This is a genomic window from Rhodococcus sp. HNM0563, assembly GCF_012726195.1.
GTDB lineage: Bacteria > Actinomycetota > Actinomycetes > Mycobacteriales > Mycobacteriaceae > Rhodococcus.
Map to the genome: position 1 here is coordinate 21,082 of NZ_JAASAF010000014.1, position 19,479 is coordinate 40,560.

The window sequence follows — 19,479 nt, forward strand, 5'->3', positions numbered from 1 at the left end:
CCCGTGGTTGCCCTCGAGTACCGCGATCCGGAGCTCCGCGGCACCGATCTGGCAGTGATCGGTGCCGCCGGGAAGACGGGAACCGCCGTCGTGGCAGCCCTCGAGGGGCAGGCGTCCGTACGCCGGGTGGTGCATACCGCCCGGCGTACGGACGATCGGGCCGTCGACCTCGAGACCGGAGCCGGCCTCAGCGAGGCCCTTTCGGGATGCCGTGGTGTGTATTTCATCGCCCCCAACGTGCATCCCGATGAGCCGGCGTTGTTGCGCCGGGTGCTCGCGGCTGCTGTGGAGGAGGGTGTCGACCACGTCGTCTATCACTCCGTTGCGTGGCCGTATTCGCCCGGGATGCCGCACCATCTGGACAAGGCAGGTTGCGAGGACATGCTGCACACGTTCGGCGGCGTGCGGTGGACGGTGTTGCAACCGTGCGCGTACGCGGAGAACTTCGCCGCGGTGCTCGAGGGGTCGGTGCGCACACTCGAGGTGCCGTACGACCCGGATGCACGGTTCTCGTTCGTCGCACTCGCAGACGTGGCGGCGGCTGCAGCCCGTGTCCTCGGCGAGGGCGCCGACGTCCACCACGGTGCTACCTATGAGCTCGGTGGTCCGGAGTTGCTCAGCGTTCGACAGTTGTGTCGTCGAGCGCGTAGGTCGGTGATGGTATCGCAGGTGTCGGTCGCCGACTGGATGGAGCGCCACGGGCGCGGACTCACCGGCGACGCGCGTGCACGCCTGGCCGCGATGTTCGACTTCTACGACCGGCACGGATTCGTTGCCGGTAGCGCGCAGTTGCACGCGCTTCTCGGCCGTCCACCTGCTCGGATCGGTGAGTCGGCCGCAGTGAAGTGATGCCCCGGAGCGGTGCGGTGGTGTAGTAAGGGGACTGTGACGGATCCCCATGCGAACGGCAGCTCAGCCGATGAGTCCCTGCCCGCGTCCGTGCTCATCGCGGTCGCCGAGTCCTCCAACATCGGTGTGCTCACCCTCAACCGCCCGGACCAGCGGAATCCGCTGTCGGTGGCAACCATGCGGGAGGTGACGCTGGGCCTGCGGGCGTTGTCTGCGGAATCCGCGGTCCGGGTGATCGTGGTCCGGGCGGAGGGGCCGGTGTTCTCTGCCGGACACAACCTGCGAGAGATGATCGGCCGGACCTTGGAGGAGGAGCGGGCTGTCTTCGACACGTGCACCGAAATGATGCAGACAGTGCAGGCGATCCCGCAGCCCGTGATCGCCTCGGTGCAGGGCACGGCGGTCGCGGCGGGGTGTCAGCTGGTAGCGGCATGCGATCTCGCAATTGCGTCGTCCGCCGCGGTGTTCGGCACGCCGGGTGTGAAGATCGGACTCTTCTGCTCGACGCCGATGGTGGCGGTGAGCCGGGCGATCGGGCGCAAGCGTGCGCTGCAGATGTTGCTCACGGGCGAAACGATCAATGCGCACACCGCCGCAGACTGGGGTCTGGTGAACTTCGTCGTCGACCCGGAAGAACTGGAGATCGAGACGGCGACGCTTGCGGCGAAGATCGTCGGCGCGTCTCCCGCGACGGTCAAGATCGGCAAGGAGGCGTTCTACCGCCAGATCGATCTGCCCCAGGACAAAGCCTACGAGGCGATGGGCGAGACGATGGCCCAGAACGCGATGATCTGCGATGCGCAGGAAGGCATGACGGCCTTCGTGGAGAAGCGGACCCCGGTGTGGCAGGGCCGTTGAGAGGCTTCGGCACCCGGTCGATCCTGGGTCTGGACCGATTGTTGGACGTCCTATAACCTCGTCGATATGAGTCCCGATCCTCGCTCGAGCACTGTCGATGCCATCGTCCGCCGCTCTGCCGGACGCTTCCCCGATCGTGTCGCGTTGCGGTTCGAGGCCCGCACCGTCACCTACCGCGAACTCGACGACGCGGTGTCCCGCGCTGCTGCACACCTGCTGTCGTTCGGTCTCGGCCCGGGCGATCGGGTTGCTGCATACGGCACCAACTCCGACGCCTACGTCATCGGGTATCTCGCCGTCGCGCGTGCAGGGCTCGTGCACGTGCCGATCAACTACGCGCTCCGGGGTGAAGAGTTGGTCTATCTGCTCGGGCAGTCGGGTGCGCGGGCGATACTCGTCGACCCGGCGCTCCGGGAGAACATCGACGCGGTGCGCTCGGATGTGCCTGCCGAGATCGTCCTGCCCCTGCGCGACGAAGACGGGTCGCTGCTCGCCATCGCTGCAACCGGCGACGTCCCCGCTGTCGATTCCGCTGCGGCCGACACCGATCTCGTGCAGCTCCTCTACACCTCGGGCACCACATCGAAGCCCAAGGGCGCCATGATGACTCATCGCGCGCTCGTGTTCGAATACACCTCCTCGATCGTCGCGCTCGATCTCGCAGCCGACGACAATCCGCTCATCTGCATGCCGCTCTACCATTCGGCGGCGATGCACGTGTTCATGCTCCCGTATCTCGCGATCGGCGCAACGATCCGCTTGTTGCCTGCCCCCGACATTCCGCAGGTGCTGCGCCTGGTGGAGGAAGAATCGATCGGGTCGCTGTTCCTCGCACCGACCGTGTGGGTGCCGCTCGCCAATCACCCCGACCTCGATACCCGCGACCTGTCGTCGCTGCGTAAGGCGCAGTACGGTGCGTCGATCATGCCTGTCACGGTGCTGAACCGACTACGCGAGCGCTACCCGGACCTGGCGTTCTACAACTGCTTCGGCCAATCCGAGATCGGCCCGCTCGCGTGTGTGCTGCGCCCCGAGGAGCACGAGGAGCGACCGTCGTCGTGCGGAAAAGCGATCCTGTTCGTCGAGACCCGCGTGGTCGATGCCGAGGGCAACGATGTTCCCGACGGGGAATCGGGTGAGGTGTTGTACCGGTCGCCGCAGCTGTGCATCGGCTACTGGGACAATCCCGAGGCGACGGCAGAAGCGTTCCGCGACGGATGGTTCCACTCCGGCGACCTCGTCACGCGCGACGCCGAAGGATTCATCACGGTGGTCGACCGCATCAAGGATGTCATCAACACCGGCGGCATTCTGGTTGCCTCGCGCGAGGTCGAAGACGCGATCTACACGCACAACGCGGTCGCCGAAGTTGCAGTGATCGGAACGCCGGACGAGAAGTGGATCGAGGCCGTGACCGCGGTGGTCGTGCTCAAAGATGGAGAGACCGTCACCGAAAGCGAACTCATCGATCACGTGAAGCAGCGTCTGGCGCCCTTCAAGGTGCCCAAGGCGGTTCGGTTCGTCGAGACCCTGCCGCGAAACCAGAGCGGCAAGCTTCTCAAGCGCGAGCTGCGTTCGTAATTAGCCGAATGTCACCTTCGGTCACTTCAACTAGCCGAAGGTGACGTTCGGCCACACGGTGGGCCGCGTGCTCGACAAGGTCGGCCAGCACGCGGCCGACACCTCCGAGTTGTCGTTCGTCGATGTACGAGTGCCGGTATCGAACCTGCTCGGTGAGTCCGAAGGTCTCGGATTCGGCCAGCTCATGGCGCAGCTCGTGCAGGAGCGGCTCATCATCGGCGCGCAGGCCGCAGGTGCGATGGAACGCGCGGTCGAGGAGACCGTCCGTTACACCAAGTTGCGGGAGGCCTTCGGGCACAGTCTGTTCGAGTTTCAGAACACCGCATTCGAACTCGCCGAGTGTCAGACCATCGCGCGCACCAGCCGGGTCTTCCTCGACTACTGCATCGAGAAGCACTTGCGATCGGAGTTGGATGCGTCCGATGCTGCCATGGTCAAGTACTGGCTCACCGACAAGCAGTGCGAAGTGATCGACCGGTGCGTGCAGCTACACGGTGGCTACGGGTACATGCGCGAGTATCTGATCGCGCGGATGTACGAGGACGCACGCGTTCAGCGGATCTACGCAGGAGCGAACGAAGTGATGAAGTCACTCATCGCGCGGTCGCTGTAAAGGTCACCGCGGTCGAACGACTCGGTCATTGCCGGAGTGATGCTCCACCAGCTTGGTGAGCATCGCAGCCAGCTGGGTGCGTTCGTCCGCATCGAGTGGGGCGAACGCCACGTCCTGCACCGCGGTGAGCGTGAGCTCGAGGTCGAACAACCGGTTCCGCCCTCGACGGGTGAGACTGATGATGTTTCGGCGTCCGTCCTTCGGATCGGGAGCACGTTCGACGAAATGCCGGTCGACGAGTGCGTCGAGGACGGACACGACGTCGCTGCGGTCGAGGCCGCACCGGCGTCCCAACTCGACCTGGCTGGACGGCCCGTATTCGTCGAGCGCGGCGAGGACGCGGTAGTGGTGTCCGCGAGCATCGGAGGCGTCGAGCCGGTCGAACACGACGCGGTGGACATGTCGCGCAGCCTGACTGAGAAGGAAGCTCGGAAGGAGCTCGAGTCGGGCCGGACCGGTTGAGGCATCGGTGGCGGGCATGCGACGGAGTCTACGTTCGGCCATGTACGTGAAGCGAGTTTCGTGCGGTGCGCCACGCTCAGCGGCCGCGGTGATCGGTGATCGCCGTTCTGGGTCCGCGTTTCGGGATCCGGGAGTACCCACCGGATTCGGTGATCAGGCGCACCGCCCGATAACGATGAGGACGTAGTGGCTCGAGATACTCGACCATGCCTTCGTCATCGAGCGGTCCGCCGAGCAGTGACCAGCCGACGACGTTCGCCAGGTGGTAGTCGCCCACCGACAGTGCGTCGGCGTCGCCGAACGCGCGCTGCGCGACCTCGGCGGCGGTCCACACTCCGATCCCCGGCAGGGTCTTCAGTTTCCGCTGGGCTTCGTCCGGGGTGTCGTCGCACAGACGCTCGAGACGGTCGGCGAGCTGCGCGCACCGCACGATCGTGCGGGCCCGGGCGGGGTCGACGTTTGCCTTGTGGAACTCCCACGACGGGACGCGGCGCCACACCTGCGCGCTCGGTGGCACGCGCATGCCCGCCGGTGCGGGGCCCGGTGCCTGGTCGCCGAACCGGGTGACGAGACGGCGCCACGATGCGAACGCGGCTACGCCGTGCACTCGTTGTTCGAGGATGGCCGGGACGAGCGATTCGAAGACGCGTCCGGTGCGGGTGATCCGCAGGGCGGGGAGTCGCCGGTGGGCTTCGACGAGCGCGGGATGCTCGGGTGCGAAGCCGGACGGGTCGTCGTGTGCACCGAGCAGGGCGGGGAGTTGTTCCTGCAGTTCGGCCGAACCCGGTCCCCACAGTTGGGCGCGTGCCCCGTTCGGGCCGTCCTGGGTCAGGCGGTAGGTCACCGGCCCGGAATCCATTCGCGACACCCGCCACACCGCGGTGCCGTCGGTGCGGTGACATGGATCCCACGCGCCACGCTGGAGAGGTCGGAGGGTCGACACGAGGTCGACCGGCCATGGCACTCTTATACGGGTGTCCATGGTGAACGTGGACGCAGGCACCGAATCACCGTACGCCCGTGAACGAAAGTCGGGTTTAGACGGTGTCGGAGGGAAAGGCTATGGTTCGCGCATGATCATCGTGAGCACCGACGGATCCTGCTTGCGCAATCCCGGTGGCGCTATCGGGTGGGCGTGGGTCAATCACGAAGGCCCCAGCGCGTCGGGTGGTGATCGCTCCGGTACCAATCAGATCGCGGAGTTGCGGGCGTTGCTCGAGGCGCTCCGTGCTCATCCAGGGCCAGACCCGCTGCTCATCGAATCCGATTCCCAATACGCGATTAAGTGCGCGTCCGAGTGGCTGCCCGGCTGGAAGCGCAAGGGCTGGAAGACAGCAGCGGGCGCCCCGGTGAAGAACCTCGACCTGGTTCGCGACATCGACCGCGAGATCTCCGAGCGTAAGGGCCCGGTGCGCTTCCGTTGGGTGCGCGGGCACGTCGGCAACCACTTCAACGAGGTCGCCGACAAGCTTGCCGGTGAAGCGGCGCGAGAGGCCGCGGCGCGGCCGGGCCCGATCGAGGTGGCGAAGGTCGCGCCGGCCGTGGTCAAGCCCAAGAAGACGGCCCCCGCTGCAGACGTCGAGATGACGCTGTTCTGAATCGGTGAACCGCTCGGGTCAGTAGTACACGGCGAGGCGGCCGTTCGGCCCGTCGACACAGGTGACGGGGGTATCGAACACACCGGTGAGGACTTCGTCCACCAGAATCTCGTCCGGGGTCCCGAACTCGACGACCTTGCCGTCCTTCATCGCGCAGATCCGGTCGGCGTAGTGGCCCGCGAAGTTGATGTCGTGCAGCACGATGACCACGGTGCGCCCGAGTTCGACCGCGACTTTGTGGAGGTGCTGCATCATCTGGACCGAGTGCTTCATGTCCAGGTTGTTCAGGGGTTCGTCGAGCAGGATGTAGTCGGTGTCCTGGCACAGCACCATGGCCACGTAGGCGCGCTGGCGCTGCCCGCCGGAGAGCTGATCCAGGTAGCGGTGTTCGAGGTGGGTGAGTCCGAAGAACTCGATGGCCTGGGTGATGGCCTCCTCGTCCTTGCGGGTGAGGCGGCCCTTCGAGTGCGGGAAGCGACCGAAGCCGACGAGCTGACGAACCGTCAACCGGGTGACGAAATGGTTCTCCTGGCGGAGCACCGAGACGATCTTCGCGAGATCTTTCGACTTGGTGCTCGAAACGTCGTAGCCGGCGATCTCGATGGTTCCGGCGTCGGCACCGAGCAACCGGCCCACGATCGTCAGCATCGTCGACTTGCCTGCACCGTTGGGTCCGACCAGCGCGGTGATGCCACCTTTGGGGATTGTCAGATCGATCTCGCCGATCGTGACCGTGCTGCTGTACTCCTTGCGGAGTCCCTTGATCTCGATCACAATCTGCCCTTCCGGAGAATCACGTAGAGGAAGGCCGAACCGCCGACGGCCTCGATGATGATGGACACGGCGCCCTCGGCGTAGAAGATGTTCTTGAGCACGAAATAGGCACCGCCGAGGATGACGAACCCGGTCAGGATCGCCACCGGGAACACGTAGCGATGCTCGTGGGTGGTCGCGAACTGATAGGCCAGGGTCGCGACGAGGAACCCGAGGAATGTCAGGGGACCGACCAGCGCGGTCGTGGTTGCCATGAGCACCGACACGAGAAACAGGATGAGGATGATCTCGCGGCGATGGTTCAGGCCGAGGTTCGTGGTCACGTCCTTGCCCAGCGCAATGATGTCGAGTCTGCGCGAACGCCACCACAGGATCGCTGCCGACACGACGCACAGTGGGACCGCCAGCGGGAGATAGGACGAATCCGCGTTGGACACCGACCCGAACAGTTTGGCGGTGAGAATGTCGAACTCGCTGGGGGTGAGCATGCGTTGCATGAACGTCGCCACGGAGCCGAGACCGCCACCGAGGACGATGCCGACGAGCAGCATGACCTGCAGATTTGCGTACTTACCGGACAGCAGCCAGCCGTAGAGCATCAGGGAGAAGCCCACCATGAGCACCACCATCAGGGCGAACTGCGCGACCCCCTGGAACAGCGTCACCCCTACCGCGCCGAGGAAGAAGACGGCGGCGGTCTGGATCGCGACGTAGAGGGCTTCGAACCCCATGATCGACGGCGTGATGATGCGGTTGTTGGTGGCAGATTGGAACGACACCGTCGCGACTGCCTGACACACGACGACGAGCACGATCACGAGGAGGCTGCCCGCACGCATCTGCGTGATCCGCCAGTATCCAGCGGTCCCGAACGGGACAGGGTTGTTCCAGGTCACGATGCCCACGGCGATCAGAACCGAGAGAATTGCGAGGGTGCCTACGAGAATCCAGTAGCGACGTTGCTGCCGCGCGGTCGCGAAAGCTCCGGAACCCGTGTGCCCGGACTCGACCGAGGGGACAGCGGCGCTGACAGGAGCGCTCGATTCGATGGTTGTCTCAGGCATTGCGGCGGCTCCGGAGAAGCAGAGTGATGAAGACGACGGAGCCGACGACGCCGAGGATCAACGACACCGGGATCTCGAACGGCATGATGATCGTGCGCCCGATCAGGTCGCACACGGTGACGATGGCGATGCCGAGCAGGCACACCCAGGGGAGGTTGCTGCGCAGGTCGTCGCCGCGGAACATCGAGACGATGTTGGGGACGATGAGCCCGAGGAACGGAAGGGCGCCCACCACGACCGTCACGACTCCGGTGGCGATGGCGATGAGTCCTGTTCCCAGCAGGATGATGCGGTTGTAGTTCAGTCCGACGTTCGTGGCCACGTCCTCACCGAGACCGGCGACGGTGAACCGATCGGCTACGACGAACACGAGCACTGCGACGATGGCGACGATCCAGAGCACTTCGTACTGGCCCTTGATGATCGACGTGAAGCTTCCGGCGAACCAGATGCCCAGGCTCTGAAGTTTGTCGGTGGCGAGGGCGATGTAGGTGGTGATGGACCCGACGACAGCACCGAGCATGATGCCGACGATGGGGACGATCAGCGACGACGACAGTTGCACTCGTCGGAGGAACAGGAAGAAGACCATCGTTCCGATGAAGGCGGCGACGATGGCGCCGATCATTCGGGGCATGAGGCCCGCGGTGGGGAAGACGATGAGCATGATCAACAGGCCCAGGCTTGCCCACTCGGTAGTACCGGTGGTGGTCGGTTCGACGAAGCGATTCTGGGTGAGCAGCTGCATGACGAGGCCGGACATCGCCATCGCCGCACCGGCCAGTACCAGGGCTATCGTGCGGGGGATCCGGGTGATGCTGAACATCTCCCAGCCGAAATCGCCGCCGAAGATGTCGAACACACCGGTGAACAGCGACGCGATCAGCAGGACGCAAACCCCGAGGAAGCCCAGGAGGAGCTTCCAGTCGAAGAGCGTGTCCCGCGTCCGGGAGAGTGGAGCTTGCGTGGTCATGTCGTTCTCTGCTCTGTAATCACGTCGGCCGTGTGCCCGGCCATCGGGCCGGGCACACGGCGTTCGACGCTGTGACTCAGTTGTTCTCTGTGCTCGGCGCCGCGTTCTTCTCGAGCAGGTCCGCAAGCGAGTTGAAGAACTCCGTGTACGTCTGGATGCTCTCGTTGGTGTAGGTGTCGGCGGGCAGGTAGATGATGTTGCCGTCCTGGACCGCAGGCACGTTCTGCAGTGCGGGGGAGTTCTCGAGCACCGTCGCGGCGGGCTGGTAGCCGGCTTCATCCGAGGCGACTGCGGCGTCGCGATCCATGACGATGATCAGGCCCGGGTTGGAGGCGGCGATGGCCTCCACGGAGATGTCGTCACCCTGGTGGTCGTCGGTTCCTTCGGGAACTTCGAGCGCAGGGGTGAGACCGAAGATGTCGAACATGGGACCGATGGTGCGGCCGGTGCTCGGGGTGACATAGCCGATCTCGCCGCCGGAGACGATCAGGCCCATGACGCTCTGCTCGGGAGAGTAGGCGGCCTTGACCCGCGCGATCGACTCGTCGAACGCATCGCTCAGTGCCTGCGCCTCGTCCTGCTTCGAGAAGATCTCTCCGAGGACCGTGACGCCGCGCTTGAGTTCGGTGTCGAACGCTTCATCGTCGCGAGGAGCGACCTCGACGATGGTCGCGTCCGGTGCGAGTTCCTGGAACTTCTCGCGGTACTGCGCGTAGCGGCCGCCGTTGATGATCAGGTCGGGTTCGACGGCGACGACGGCTTCGAGGTTGGGTTCCCGGTGCGAGCCGAGATCGATGATGCTCTCGTCCTCTGTGTAGGAGATCGTGTCCGGCATCAGGGTGACTGCGCCTGCGGCGAGAGGGATGCCCCACGTGTCGAGCGTCTCGAACGTGCTGTTGTCGGTGGCGACCACGGACTGCGGGGGCACGGTGACCGTCTGGGTACCGAAGTTGTCCTCCACCGTGATGGTGGTTGCGGTGTCGTCGGTGGTCTCGGTGGCGGGATCGCTCGAACATGCAGTCAGGGCCAGGGCAGCCAATGTGCCGAGGACGGCACCTCGGTACAGGCGGGATGCGTTCATCAAACTTCCTTGCTGCTTGCTTACAAAGGATGGGTAAGGCCTTTGGAACACCTTATAAAATGGGTAGCATAACCTAACCCGGAAGCTTTGCTAGCTCTGCCTCGGATTCCCTCGTGACCTGGTGTTATTGGCGCCCTATCTTGTGGCGAGTTCGCGCTTGAGGATCTTGCCCGTCGCGGTCATCGGCAGGACCGTGGTGAACTCGATCGATCGCGGGTACTTGTACACCGCCATCTGATCCCGGCACCACGCGATGAGTTCGGCCTCCTCGACCTGCTTGCCCGGTTCGAGGATGACGAACGCCTTGACCTCCTCGCCGTGGGTTCGATGAGGCACGCCGATCACCGCTGCGAGCGAAACCGCGGCGTGCGTGATCAGTACTTCCTCGATCTCCCGTGGGTACACGTTGAAACCGCCGCGCACGATCAGGTCCTTTGCGCGGTCGACGTTGTAATAGAAGCCGTCGGAGTCCCGTCGGGCGAGGTCGCCTGTGCGCAGCCATCCGTCGCGCATCACCTCGGCGGTCGCTTCGGGGCGGCCGAGATAGCCGGACATGACGTTGTGTCCACGCACTGCGATCTCGCCGACAGCGTCGAGGTCGGTCACGGTGTTCCACTCCGCGTCGACGAGGCGCGCTTCGATTCCCCACACCGGGACGCCGATCGACCCGGGGCGGGGTTCGCGCTCCGGGTCGCTGAACAGGGCCAGCGGCGAGGTCTCGGACAATCCGTAACCCTCGAGGATCTGAACCCCGAACCGCTCGGAGAACCGGGTGAGGATTTCGACGGGTAGCGCCGCTCCACCCGAGATCGCACGCCGCATCGTCGCGGCGATCCGGTCGACGTCCACACTCTCGTCCAGTGCATTGAGCAGGCCCCAATACATCGTCGGCACGCCGGCGAAAACGGTGATGCCCTCGTCCGTCATCAGTCTCAGCGCTGCGCGTGCCTCGAATCGCGGTAGCAACACCAGAGTGCCGCCTACCGACAGTCCCGCGTTCATCGTCACGGTCTGACCGAAGGAGTGGAACAGGGGGAGCGTCACCAGGTAGGTGTCGTGGCGGATCGGGTTGCTGTCGAACAATCGGTTCGCGGTGACGGCATTCATCACCATGTTGGAGTGGGAGAGCTGCGCGCCCTTGGGCTTTCCGGTGGTACCGCTCGTGTAGAGGATGACTGCGATATCCTGTGGTTCGCGCACCACCGTAGAGAATGCGTCCGAGGTTTCCGCGAGTGCAGCTTCGAGATCCGAAATATCGCCGGTGCCAGTTCCGGTTCCCGACTCGTTGCCCGCGACGAACATGTTGCGGCACTGTGTTGCCGACTCGAATCCCGCTCGGCCGAACTCGCCGATCGGCAGGTCCGGACCGCCCTCGAAGCAGAAGTACGCTTTTGCTCCGGAATCTTCGAGGTGGTAGGCGATCTCGCGACCCTTGAGCATGATGTTCAGCGGCACCACGACCGCGCCGGCCTTGAGGATGCCGTAGTAGACGATCGGGAATTCCGGCACGTTGGGGAACGACATGGCGACGGTGTCGCCGGGTTCGATGCCTCGCTCGATCAGGAGGTTGGCGACCTGGTTCGAGCGGGAGTCGAGTTCGGCGTAGCTGACGCGAGTGTCGCCGAACACGAGTGCGTCACGGGTCGGGTACCGCCGGGCGGAATCTTCCAGGAGGACAGACAAATTGAGTATTGTGGAGTCGCTTTCAGGATCGGATTCGGGAGAGAGGGGTCATGACGTGACTGCCTCGGATCGGTCGAGCAGTTCCTGCAGGAACTCGTCGGCCTTCGGCCACTCGCCGAATCCCGACGCGGGGTTGAGGTGTCCGACCTCCCCGAGATCGACGAACCGGCTACCCCACACCTCGGCCAGGCCCGCGACCCTACGCTGCTCTGCGAGCGGGTCGTTGCTGCTCGCCGCGACGATACTGGGGAAGGGGAGACGGCGTCGGGGGATCGGAAGCCAGCCACCGGCTTCCAGATCATCCATCGTGGGATAGTTCTCGGGTAGCGGGGACTCCAGATCGGCGGGCGTCGCGAGTAGTGCACCGAGTATCGGTCTGGTCGATTGCTGCGCCCAGTGCACAGCGATCAGGACACCGGCGCTGTGCGCCACAAGAACCACAGGTCCGTCGATCTCACTCACCACCGCGTCGAGCGCGGCGATCCGGGCCGCCAGACTCAGCTTGTCGTGCTCGAGCGGGGGTACCGTGCGCACCCGGTCGAGGCGATCGGCAAGCCGGGTCTGCCAGTGGTCGGCGACGTGGTCGCGCAGACCGGGGACGATGACCACGGTCGGTTCGGAATAGTTGTTCATTATGTCGTCCGTACTTTCCGTCCATATCGGACGCGACCCGGGCCCGGCGTGAACGGCGGGCCCGGGTCGCGGTGATGGGTCAGGCGTGCTGCGTGAAACCGACCTGCCCGGGCCGTCGGTTCGGTGCGTACCCGAGCTTGGCGAGGGTTTCGTCGGCGTCGCGGTAGGTCTCGCCGATCTTGTAGATGTCGCGGGCTTCCTTACCGGTGGCGACTTCGCGGCCGAGTTCGCCGGCGATGCGGACCAGTTGCTGGATCTGCTGGACAGAGGTCATCTTCTCGCCCTTGCGGCCCCAAATGGTGTCTTCGTTGCCGCAACGGTTGTGCAGACCCATCGCAGTCGCCATGGTGTTGACCGGAAGGACCGAGCGCATGAGCGTTTCGAGGGTCAGGCAGGCACCGTCCGGAACACGCTGCACGAAGTTCATGATGTTGTACGGGTTGGGGCCGTCGAAGCCACCGCCGATGCCCACCCAGGTCAGGTTGAGAGGTCCGGTGTACACCCCGCGGCGGATGAGACGCTCGACGGTCTCGAGTTGCGGGATGGACGAGAGCTGGAAATGGGGCTGGATGCCGGCTGCCTGCAAACGTCGCAGGTGCTCCTCTACCCACTCGGGACCGGCGGGAACGGTCATTTCGCGGTATGCCGCAGCAAGTTCCGGACGTTCCATCGAGGTGCCCGCGATGTCGTCCGCGGTCATGAGCTCCATGATGTTCATCTGGCTGGTGTTGATCGCGATCGTGACCTGATCAGGCTTGGGGTCGAGCTCGGCGAGCATGTGCCGGGTGTCGTCCGAGAGCCATTTCGCGTCGGCGCCTTCACCTTCCGGAGCGAAAGAGATGGACCCGCCGACCTGCAGAATCATGTCCGGCACGGCCTCGCGCAGGCCGGCGAGGAGTTCGTTGAACTTCGACAGGCGCTTGGAGCCCTTGCCGTCGAGTTCCCGCACGTGGATGTGCAGCACGGTTGCGCCGGCCTCGTAGCAGTCCACCGCCTTCTGGATGTGCTCTTCCATTGTCAGCGGCAGGTCTTCGCGAAAGTCGTTCGGCTCCCATTCGGGTCCGTACGGCGCGCAGGTGATGACCAGCTTTTCCTGGCATTCGGGGAAGAGGGCATCGTCGTGGAAATGCATGGCAGTCTCCTGTGGATCGAAGTGGAAAGTCCTGGGTAGAAAAAGGATCGGTGTGATCAGAAGGGGCGGTCGCCGATGATTCCGGCGCGTTCCATCTTGCGGACGGCAGGCCAGTAATCCTGGACTGCGTAGTGCTGCGTGCACCGGTTGTCCCAGATCGCGACGCTGTTCGGTGTCCATCGCCACCGCACCTGATATTCGGGGATCGTCGCCTGGCTCTGCAGGTATCGGAGCAGATCGCCGGCCCCGGGTGCGTAGTCGATACCGCATCGGACATTGTCTGCGTTGTGGAAGTTGGTGAAGTGCGTGGTGAAGCTGTTGACGAAGAGGACCTTCTCGCCCGTTTCCGGATGGGTACGGACGACGGGGTGCTCGGCGTCGGGGTACCGCTCTTTCAGCTCGAGGCGCTTCTCGATCGGGAGTCGCGCACCGAACGACGCTTCGATGCTGTGTCGCGCACGCAGGCCGGCGATCTGTTCCCGGACACGCTCGGGCAGCCGCGCGTAGGCGAGCGCCATGTTCACCCAGATCGTGTCGCCGCCGATAGCGGGACCTTCGACGCATCGCAGGACGGATCCCATCGGCGGGTTCTCCCGCCAGGTGGCATCGCAATGGTAGGAATTCTCGAATGCCTCGGGCGGGCTGTCGAGGTCCTTGTAGATGCGGACCAGACCGGGATGCTCCGGATCGCTGCCGAGCACCGGATGATCCTCGAGCCGGCCGAAGCGTTCCGCGAGCGTCACGTGCTCGGCCCGGCTCATGTTCTGGTCGCGGAAGAACAGCACCTTGTGTTCGAGTAGCAGTGCCTTCAGTTCGGCGAAGAGCGCGTCGTCGCGAGACACCTCGGCCAGGTCCACGTCGTGAAGTTCTGCGCCGATGCTCGCGGTCAACGGTTGTGCGTTCATCGGAATCCGGGAGGCGGTGTCGGTGCAGGGTTCCGCACGGTCGACTGTGGTGGTCATGGCGGTTGTCCTCCTGTCCATGACGATGGGTGGTGTGGGTCAGACCGAGAACACAGAGGAGCCGACGCTGATGCCGGATTCCAGTTCACGGTGAGCGAGCTCGGCTTCTTCGAGCTTGTACCGTTGGTTGATCTCGACCTCGATGCGTCCTGCGGCGACGTGTCCGAACAGCTCGTTCGCCAGTTCGGCGCGCTCGGCAGGGTCGGCGATGTAGTCGGCGAGCGCGGGGCGAGTGACGAACAGCGAGCCCTTGACGGCGAGTTCCATGGCGTTGATCGGAGGGATCGGGCCGGAAGCAGTACCGAAGGCCACCAGCAGGCCGCGGCGGGCGAGGGAGTCGATCGAGGACTGGAAGGTCGACTCGCCGATGCTGTCGAAAACCACTGGCACACCCTTGCCGTCGGTGAGCTCGCGCACTCGCTCGGCGACGTTCTCTCGCTTGTAGACGATGACCTCACTGCACCCGTGGGCTCGCGCCACCTCGGCCTTCGCGTCACTGGACACGGTACCGATGACGTTGATGCCCAAGTGCTTTGCCCACTGGCAGAAGATCAGACCGACGCCGCCGGCCGCTGCATGCAGCAGAACGGTGTCCCCGGAATTCAGCGGGTGGATGCGGCGCAGCAGGTACGACGTCGTCAGGCCGCGCATGGTCATTGCGGCTGCGGTCTCGAAGGGGATCTCGTCGGGAAGGGCGATCAGATGCTCGGCCGGCATCACGCGTTCGGTGCTGTACGCACCGAGCGGGCTGCCCGTGTAGGTGACACGGTCGCCTTCCTTGAAGTCTGTGACACCCGGGCCGATCGCCTCGATGACACCGGCTGCTTCGACGCCCATTCCTGCGGGTAGCGGGGCGGGGTACATACCGGTGCGAAAGTAGGTGTCGGCGAAATTGAGGCCCACGGCTTCGTGCCGGATCCGGACCTGGCCGGGTCCAGGTTCGCCGACCTCCACTGACTCCCACTTCAGGACCTCGGGGCCGCCGGTTTCGTAGAATCGGATCGCCTGTGCCATCTGTTCTTCTCCTCTGATGTCGCTGCGCCTGATGTCACCGCGTCGTCGGTGTTCCGCCACCTCGGAGGGTTCGTGTGACGCTGATAACACGACAGTAATCAGGTGTCGTGGGTCATACTTACCCTCAGGGGGCATATTTATTGCCGATTCGGGACAGGTAGCCGAATCTGCGCTGTGGCAAAGAAGGGAGGGGTCGACGATGGGATCGGCGAAACCTCTGGCGCGCTACGCGTCGCTGACCGGCTACATCGACCTGGGGCGTTCGTTGTCGGTCGACCCGGTCCAGTTGATGCGCAGCGTAGATCTCGATCCGGCGGGGCTCGAACTCCAGGATCGCTGGATGCCGGCCGCGTCGATCGTGCGACTGCTCGAACTCTCGGCTGCGGCGACCGGTCGGCAAGATTTCGGGCTCAGGCTTGCCGAACGGCGACGGCTGTCCACTCTCGGCCCCCTGAGTATGGGCATTCGTGAGGAGCCGGATGCCCGGAGTGCGCTGCGGATGCTGATCCGCTATCAGCACACTTACAACGAGGCATTGTTCATCGAGATCATCGAACGTGGCGGGCTGGCGACCGTCGTTCTCCGTGTCGAGACCGGCGAGCCGATGCCCGTCCGTCAGTCGGTGGAGCTCGCCCTCGCTGTGATCTGCCAGCTATTGCAGCACCTGCTCGGAGAGCGATGGCGGCCCGTATCGGTGTGCTTCGAGCACGAGCGACCCGCCGACGACAGCACCCACCGCCGCATCTTCGATGCGCCCCTCACCTTCGGCGCTGACTACTCCGGAATCGTCATGTATGCGAACGACCTGGATCAGCCGAATCGCCTGTCCGACCCATTGCTCCGCGGCTACGTACGACAGGCCCTCGACGAACTCGCAGCTCCGGAGGCGCCGACCCTCGAGCAGCGGGTGCGCGAGCTCGTCGAACTGCTACTGCCGACCGGGCGCTGCTCCGTCGAGCAGGTTGCGCAGAGTCTCGGCGTGGATCGGCGCACGGTCCACCGGCACCTGGCCAAATCGGGGCAGACCTTCACCGGGGTCGTCGACGCCACTCGCGCCGAACTCGCCCGGCGGTTGGTGGCGAGCCGGCGGCACACTTTCACGGAGATCTCCGAAATGTTGTCGTTCTCGGCGCCGAGTAGCTTCTCCCGGTGGTTCGGTCAGCAGTTCGGCATGAGTCCCCGTGAATGGCGCAACCGCTCCGAAGAGTGACTGTCCCGAAATGTGAAGAACTACGTCCCGGCAGGATAATTAATCGCATTCGGTGAGGGATAACGTGATGTGCACCACGTTCGCCGTGGGATGGCGTGCATGACACACCACACTTCGACCCCTGCGTGAAACGAGTGCCGCGTGACCACGAAATCCGATTCGATCCCCACCCCTACCCTCGACGCCATGCGCCGGGATGGAAAATGGAATCCCTTGTGGGACACACTGTCCGACTGGGATCCGGAGTGGACCGAGCAGTTCATGGCGATGAATGCCACCCCGATCGAGCGAGGGATCTTCACGCCTGAGTTCGTCGAACTCCTCAGCATCGCGATCGACGCTGCCGCTACCCACATGTACGCCCCCGGCGTACGGCGGCACATCCGTGCTGCGCTCGATCTCGGAGTCTCTCGCGACGAGATTCTCACCGTTCTGCAGATGGTCAGCGTCCTCGGAATCCATGCCTGCAATCTCGGCGTTCCGATCCTCGAGGAGGAACTCGACGCACATCAGGCGCGCCAGGCAGCGTCCTGACCACCCCTTCCCCCACTCGAGGAGCTCTCATGGGAAACACTCCCACCTCGATCGGCACCTCCGTCGAACTCGGCCCCGACTCTTCGGCCGATGTACTAGGCTCCGATCGCATCGACTCTGCTCAGCCCCGCCGCCGCCCCGTCTATCCCTGGGTGGTCTTTGCGCTGACGTTCGCGTTGCTGCTGTCCGATTACATGTCGCGCCAGGTGCTCAGCGCGGTCTTCCCGTTCCTGAAGGCCGATTGGGACCTGTCGGACTCTCAACTCGCGTCGCTGACCAGCATCGTCGCGCTGATGGTGGGTTTGCTGACCTTCCCGCTGTCCCTGCTCGCAGACCGCTGGGGCAGGGTTCGCAGCCTCGCCGTGATGGCGGTGATCTGGAGCATCGCGACGCTGTTCTGCGCGGTAGCAGCCAACTACGAGCAGATGCTCGCCGCTCGCTTCCTGGTGGGCGTCGGCGAAGCAGCGTACGGCAGCGTCGGAATCGCATTGGTGCTCAGTGTCTTTGCACCCCGAATCCATTCGACCCTCAGCGGTGCATTCATGGCCGGCGGCTCGTTCGGTTCGGTCGTCGGCGTCTCGCTCGGCGGTGTCATCGCTGTGCACCTGAGCTGGCGATGGTCGTTCGCGGCGATGGCAGTGCTCGGACTCATTCTCGTGGCGCTGTTCCGCCTCGTGGTCACCGAGCGCCGGTTGGCCGCACACGCAGTCGACCAGGATGTCGCGTCACCTGCGCGCCCGGACGCGCCCCCGATCCGGGTCCCCGTCTCGACCCTGTTCACCAACCCTGCGGTCTGGTGCGCGTACCTCGGTGGCGGTCTGCAGATGTTCACCGCGGCCGTGCTGCTGTCGTGGACCCCCAGTTTCTTCAACCGCGAGTACGGCATGGCCCCGGACAAGGCGGGCGTGATCGCCGCGGCCTTCGTGATGCTGATCGGCACCGGCATGGTGGTCTGCGGCATCATCACCGACCGGGTCGGTCGCAACAACCCGTCCGGGAAGTGGTCCAGTGCCATCGCGTACTGCGCCATCTCGCTGACGTCCCTCGGAATCGCATTCCAATTGGAACCCGGTGCGGCGCAATTGACGCTCATCGCGATCGGTGCCTTCTTCTCTGCCGGTTCCTCCGGCCCGACTGCAGCGATGGTTGCCAGTCTGACGCACCAGTCGGTGCGAGCGTCCGGCCTGGGGACCTTGACCGTCGCCAACAACATCCTGGGGCTGGCCACCGGACCGTTCATTGTCGGCATCCTCGCCGACCGACTCGGCCTCATCGGCGCACTGCAGTTGACCCCGCTGGTGTACGTGCTCGCAATCGTGGCGCTGTTCTTCGGTCGACGGTTGTACGCGGCAGGGCTCGACAAGCTCGCGATTCAGAGTGCGGCCGCAGCGGCAAAGGCCTGACTCTGCGATCCGTAGCATGACGGGGCCGGGTGCGGATCGCTTCCGCACCCGGCCCCGGCCGGTGCAGGCCCCTCCATCCGAAGGTTGTTCCGATACATCATGTGTACGGTCGCAGTGTGAACGAGATCGATCAGGTTGCGGAGTTCCGTCGACGGCACGGCATCGATGAGCTCATCGATGTCCACACGCATTTCATGCCGAAGAACGTGATGGACAAAGTCTGGGAGTACTTCGACACGGCAGGACCGCTCGTCGGACGGACCTGGCCCATCACCTACCGGCACACCGAGGAGGAGCGCGTCGAGCGACTGCGTGCGTTCGGTGTCAAGTACTTCACGTCGATGCTCTACCCGCATCGGCCGGAGATGGCGGCGTGGCTCAATTCGTGGTCGGCCGATTTCGCCTCCCGAACCCCGGACTGCCTGCACACCGCGACGTTCTATCCCGAACCGGGCGCGGCGTCCTATGTCGCCGAGGCGATCTCGTCCGGTGCGGTCGTGTTCAAATCCCACATCCAGGTCGGCGACTACACACCACTCGATCCGCAGTTGGCGGACGTGTGGGGACTGCTCGAGGACGAAGGGCTACCGATCGTCGTGCACTGCGGGTCGGGGCCGGCTCCCGGAACACACACCGGACCCGATCCGATGGCCGAACTGATGCGCCGGTACCCGAACCTCGCGGTGATCATTGCCCACATGGGGATGCCGGAGTACGAGGCCTTCCTCGACCTCGCGGACGAATACCCACGCGTGTACCTCGACACCACGATGGCGTTCACGGACTTCGTGGAAGCGGACATGCCGTTCCCCGAGGCGGCACTGCCCAGGCTCGATACCCTCCGGTCGAGGATCCTTCTCGGCACCGACTTCCCCAACATCCCGTACGGCTACCTCCATCAACTCGAGGCGGTCGAGCGGTTCGCGCCGGATTCCGCGTGGGTACGTCAGGTGTGCCATGACAACGCCGCCGCGCTGTTCGGCCTGGGATAGCAGCGCCCGCCCGATGCAACGGAAAAAGGCAGATACAGACCTTCCGGAGTTCTGTATCTGCCT

At 64.6% G+C, this 19,479-nt stretch carries 19 protein-coding genes and 1 pseudogene; 9 read left to right on the forward strand and 11 right to left on the reverse strand.

Annotated elements, in window-relative coordinates; all coding sequences use genetic code 11:
* The first annotated feature begins 3 nt into the window (after positions 1-3).
* From HCA61_RS24535 to HCA61_RS24550, 4 genes and pseudogenes are all read left to right on the forward strand, one after another.
* A complete protein-coding gene (locus HCA61_RS24535) occupies positions 4-849 on the forward strand; it encodes an NmrA family NAD(P)-binding protein (RefSeq protein WP_169690804.1) in 846 nt (281 codons plus the stop codon).
* A gap of 78 nt (positions 850-927) precedes the next feature.
* Positions 928-1,707 carry an enoyl-CoA hydratase gene (locus HCA61_RS24540; RefSeq protein WP_206040564.1) on the forward strand — a complete coding sequence of 260 codons (780 nt, stop codon included), beginning with the start codon at positions 928-930 and terminating at the stop codon, positions 1,705-1,707.
* A gap of 66 nt (positions 1,708-1,773) precedes the next feature.
* Positions 1,774-3,288, forward strand: coding sequence for an acyl-CoA synthetase (locus HCA61_RS24545; RefSeq protein WP_169690806.1), 1,515 nt, complete (start codon positions 1,774-1,776; stop codon positions 3,286-3,288).
* A gap of 58 nt (positions 3,289-3,346) precedes the next feature.
* Positions 3,347-3,901 (forward strand): annotated as a pseudogene (locus HCA61_RS24550) (acyl-CoA dehydrogenase family protein); the annotation flags it as partial.
* A gap of 3 nt (positions 3,902-3,904) precedes the next feature.
* On the opposite strand, the gene HCA61_RS24555 reads toward HCA61_RS24550, so the two are convergent.
* Entirely contained in the window at positions 3,905-4,381 is a 477-nt protein-coding gene (locus tag HCA61_RS24555) for a MarR family winged helix-turn-helix transcriptional regulator (RefSeq protein ID WP_169690807.1), read from the reverse strand.
* Between the two features lie 58 nt (positions 4,382-4,439).
* Entirely contained in the window at positions 4,440-5,345 is a 906-nt protein-coding gene (locus HCA61_RS24560; protein WP_169690860.1) for a DNA-3-methyladenine glycosylase 2 family protein, read from the reverse strand.
* Between the two features lie 91 nt (positions 5,346-5,436).
* Here HCA61_RS24560 and HCA61_RS24565 point away from each other — a divergent pair, with 91 nt between their 5' ends.
* Positions 5,437-5,961, forward strand: a complete 525-nt coding sequence (locus HCA61_RS24565; protein WP_169690808.1) for a ribonuclease H — start codon at positions 5,437-5,439, stop codon at positions 5,959-5,961.
* Between the two features lie 18 nt (positions 5,962-5,979).
* On the opposite strand, the gene HCA61_RS24570 is transcribed toward HCA61_RS24565, so the two are convergent.
* The 9 genes from HCA61_RS24570 to HCA61_RS24610 form a co-directional block, all read right to left on the reverse strand.
* Entirely contained in the window at positions 5,980-6,735 is a 756-nt protein-coding gene (locus tag HCA61_RS24570) for an ATP-binding cassette domain-containing protein (RefSeq protein ID WP_169690809.1), read from the reverse strand.
* On the reverse strand, positions 6,732-7,799 hold the full coding sequence (locus HCA61_RS24575) for an iron chelate uptake ABC transporter family permease subunit (RefSeq protein ID WP_169690810.1): 1,068 nt from the start codon (positions 7,797-7,799) through the stop codon (positions 6,732-6,734). Before HCA61_RS24575 ends, HCA61_RS24570 begins: the two co-directional genes overlap by 4 nt.
* On the reverse strand, positions 7,792-8,772 hold the full coding sequence (locus tag HCA61_RS24580; RefSeq protein WP_169690811.1) for an iron chelate uptake ABC transporter family permease subunit: 981 nt from the start codon (positions 8,770-8,772) through the stop codon (positions 7,792-7,794). Before HCA61_RS24580 ends, HCA61_RS24575 begins: the two co-directional genes overlap by 8 nt.
* 76 nt (positions 8,773-8,848) lie before the next feature.
* The gene (locus HCA61_RS24585) at positions 8,849-9,853 is read right to left on the reverse strand and encodes an ABC transporter substrate-binding protein (protein ID WP_169690812.1); all 1,005 of its coding nucleotides are present in this window, start codon (positions 9,851-9,853) and stop codon (positions 8,849-8,851) included.
* A gap of 135 nt (positions 9,854-9,988) precedes the next feature.
* Positions 9,989-11,545 (reverse strand): long-chain fatty acid--CoA ligase, encoded by a 1,557-nt coding sequence (locus HCA61_RS24590; RefSeq protein ID WP_169690861.1) that lies wholly within the window; start codon positions 11,543-11,545, stop codon positions 9,989-9,991.
* Between the two features lie 39 nt (positions 11,546-11,584).
* Positions 11,585-12,169 carry an alpha/beta fold hydrolase gene (locus HCA61_RS24595; RefSeq protein ID WP_169690813.1) on the reverse strand — a complete coding sequence of 195 codons (585 nt, stop codon included), beginning with the start codon at positions 12,167-12,169 and terminating at the stop codon, positions 11,585-11,587.
* Positions 12,170-12,248: 79 nt separating this feature from the next.
* Positions 12,249-13,301, reverse strand: coding sequence for a 3-keto-5-aminohexanoate cleavage protein (locus HCA61_RS24600; RefSeq protein ID WP_169690814.1), 1,053 nt, complete (start codon positions 13,299-13,301; stop codon positions 12,249-12,251).
* 56 nt (positions 13,302-13,357) lie between these two features.
* Positions 13,358-14,206, reverse strand: coding sequence for a TauD/TfdA family dioxygenase (locus tag HCA61_RS24605; RefSeq protein ID WP_169690862.1), 849 nt, complete (start codon positions 14,204-14,206; stop codon positions 13,358-13,360).
* Positions 14,207-14,302: 96 nt separating this feature from the next.
* Complete coding sequence (locus HCA61_RS24610) at positions 14,303-15,277, reverse strand: quinone oxidoreductase (protein WP_169690815.1); 975 nt, start codon at positions 15,275-15,277, stop codon at positions 14,303-14,305.
* A gap of 199 nt (positions 15,278-15,476) precedes the next feature.
* Here HCA61_RS24610 and HCA61_RS24615 point away from each other — a divergent pair, with 199 nt between their 5' ends.
* The 4 genes from HCA61_RS24615 to HCA61_RS24630 all read left to right on the forward strand — a co-directional run bounded on the left by HCA61_RS24615 (position 15,477) and on the right by HCA61_RS24630 (position 19,416).
* On the forward strand, positions 15,477-16,487 hold the full coding sequence (locus HCA61_RS24615) for an AraC family transcriptional regulator (RefSeq protein WP_169690816.1): 1,011 nt from the start codon (positions 15,477-15,479) through the stop codon (positions 16,485-16,487).
* Between the two features lie 186 nt (positions 16,488-16,673).
* Positions 16,674-17,021: a carboxymuconolactone decarboxylase family protein gene (locus HCA61_RS24620; protein WP_169690863.1), complete on the forward strand. Its 348-nt coding sequence runs from the start codon at positions 16,674-16,676 to the stop codon at positions 17,019-17,021.
* 29 nt (positions 17,022-17,050) lie between these two features.
* Positions 17,051-18,424 carry an MFS transporter gene (locus HCA61_RS24625; RefSeq protein WP_169690817.1) on the forward strand — a complete coding sequence of 458 codons (1,374 nt, stop codon included), beginning with the start codon at positions 17,051-17,053 and terminating at the stop codon, positions 18,422-18,424.
* 116 nt (positions 18,425-18,540) lie between these two features.
* Positions 18,541-19,416 (forward strand): amidohydrolase family protein, encoded by an 876-nt coding sequence (locus HCA61_RS24630; RefSeq protein WP_169690818.1) that lies wholly within the window; start codon positions 18,541-18,543, stop codon positions 19,414-19,416.
* Positions 19,417-19,479 lie beyond the last annotated feature (63 nt).

Bases quoted from the DNA above. Each gene is read 5' to 3' on its own strand.
- HCA61_RS24625 (WP_169690817.1), top strand. From the start codon at position 17,051: ATGGGAAACACTCCCACCTCGATCGGCACCTCCGTCGAACTCGGCCCC.
- HCA61_RS24600 (WP_169690814.1), bottom strand. From the start codon at position 13,301: ATGCATTTCCACGACGATGCCCTCTTCCCCGAATGCCAGGAAAAGCTG.
- HCA61_RS24565 (WP_169690808.1), top strand. From the start codon at position 5,437: ATGATCATCGTGAGCACCGACGGATCCTGCTTGCGCAATCCCGGTGGC.
- HCA61_RS24575 (WP_169690810.1), bottom strand. From the start codon at position 7,799: ATGCCTGAGACAACCATCGAATCGAGCGCTCCTGTCAGCGCCGCTGTC.
- HCA61_RS24580 (WP_169690811.1), bottom strand. From the start codon at position 8,772: ATGACCACGCAAGCTCCACTCTCCCGGACGCGGGACACGCTCTTCGAC.
- HCA61_RS24545 (WP_169690806.1), top strand. From the start codon at position 1,774: ATGAGTCCCGATCCTCGCTCGAGCACTGTCGATGCCATCGTCCGCCGC.
- HCA61_RS24560 (WP_169690860.1), bottom strand. From the start codon at position 5,345: ATGGACACCCGTATAAGAGTGCCATGGCCGGTCGACCTCGTGTCGACC.
- HCA61_RS24585 (WP_169690812.1), bottom strand. From the start codon at position 9,853: ATGAACGCATCCCGCCTGTACCGAGGTGCCGTCCTCGGCACATTGGCT.
- HCA61_RS24555 (WP_169690807.1), bottom strand. From the start codon at position 4,381: ATGCCCGCCACCGATGCCTCAACCGGTCCGGCCCGACTCGAGCTCCTT.
- HCA61_RS24595 (WP_169690813.1), bottom strand. From the start codon at position 12,169: ATGAACAACTATTCCGAACCGACCGTGGTCATCGTCCCCGGTCTGCGC.
- HCA61_RS24610 (WP_169690815.1), bottom strand. From the start codon at position 15,277: ATGGCACAGGCGATCCGATTCTACGAAACCGGCGGCCCCGAGGTCCTG.
- HCA61_RS24615 (WP_169690816.1), top strand. From the start codon at position 15,477: ATGGGATCGGCGAAACCTCTGGCGCGCTACGCGTCGCTGACCGGCTAC.
- HCA61_RS24605 (WP_169690862.1), bottom strand. From the start codon at position 14,206: ATGAACGCACAACCGTTGACCGCGAGCATCGGCGCAGAACTTCACGAC.
- HCA61_RS24620 (WP_169690863.1), top strand. From the start codon at position 16,674: ATGCGCCGGGATGGAAAATGGAATCCCTTGTGGGACACACTGTCCGAC.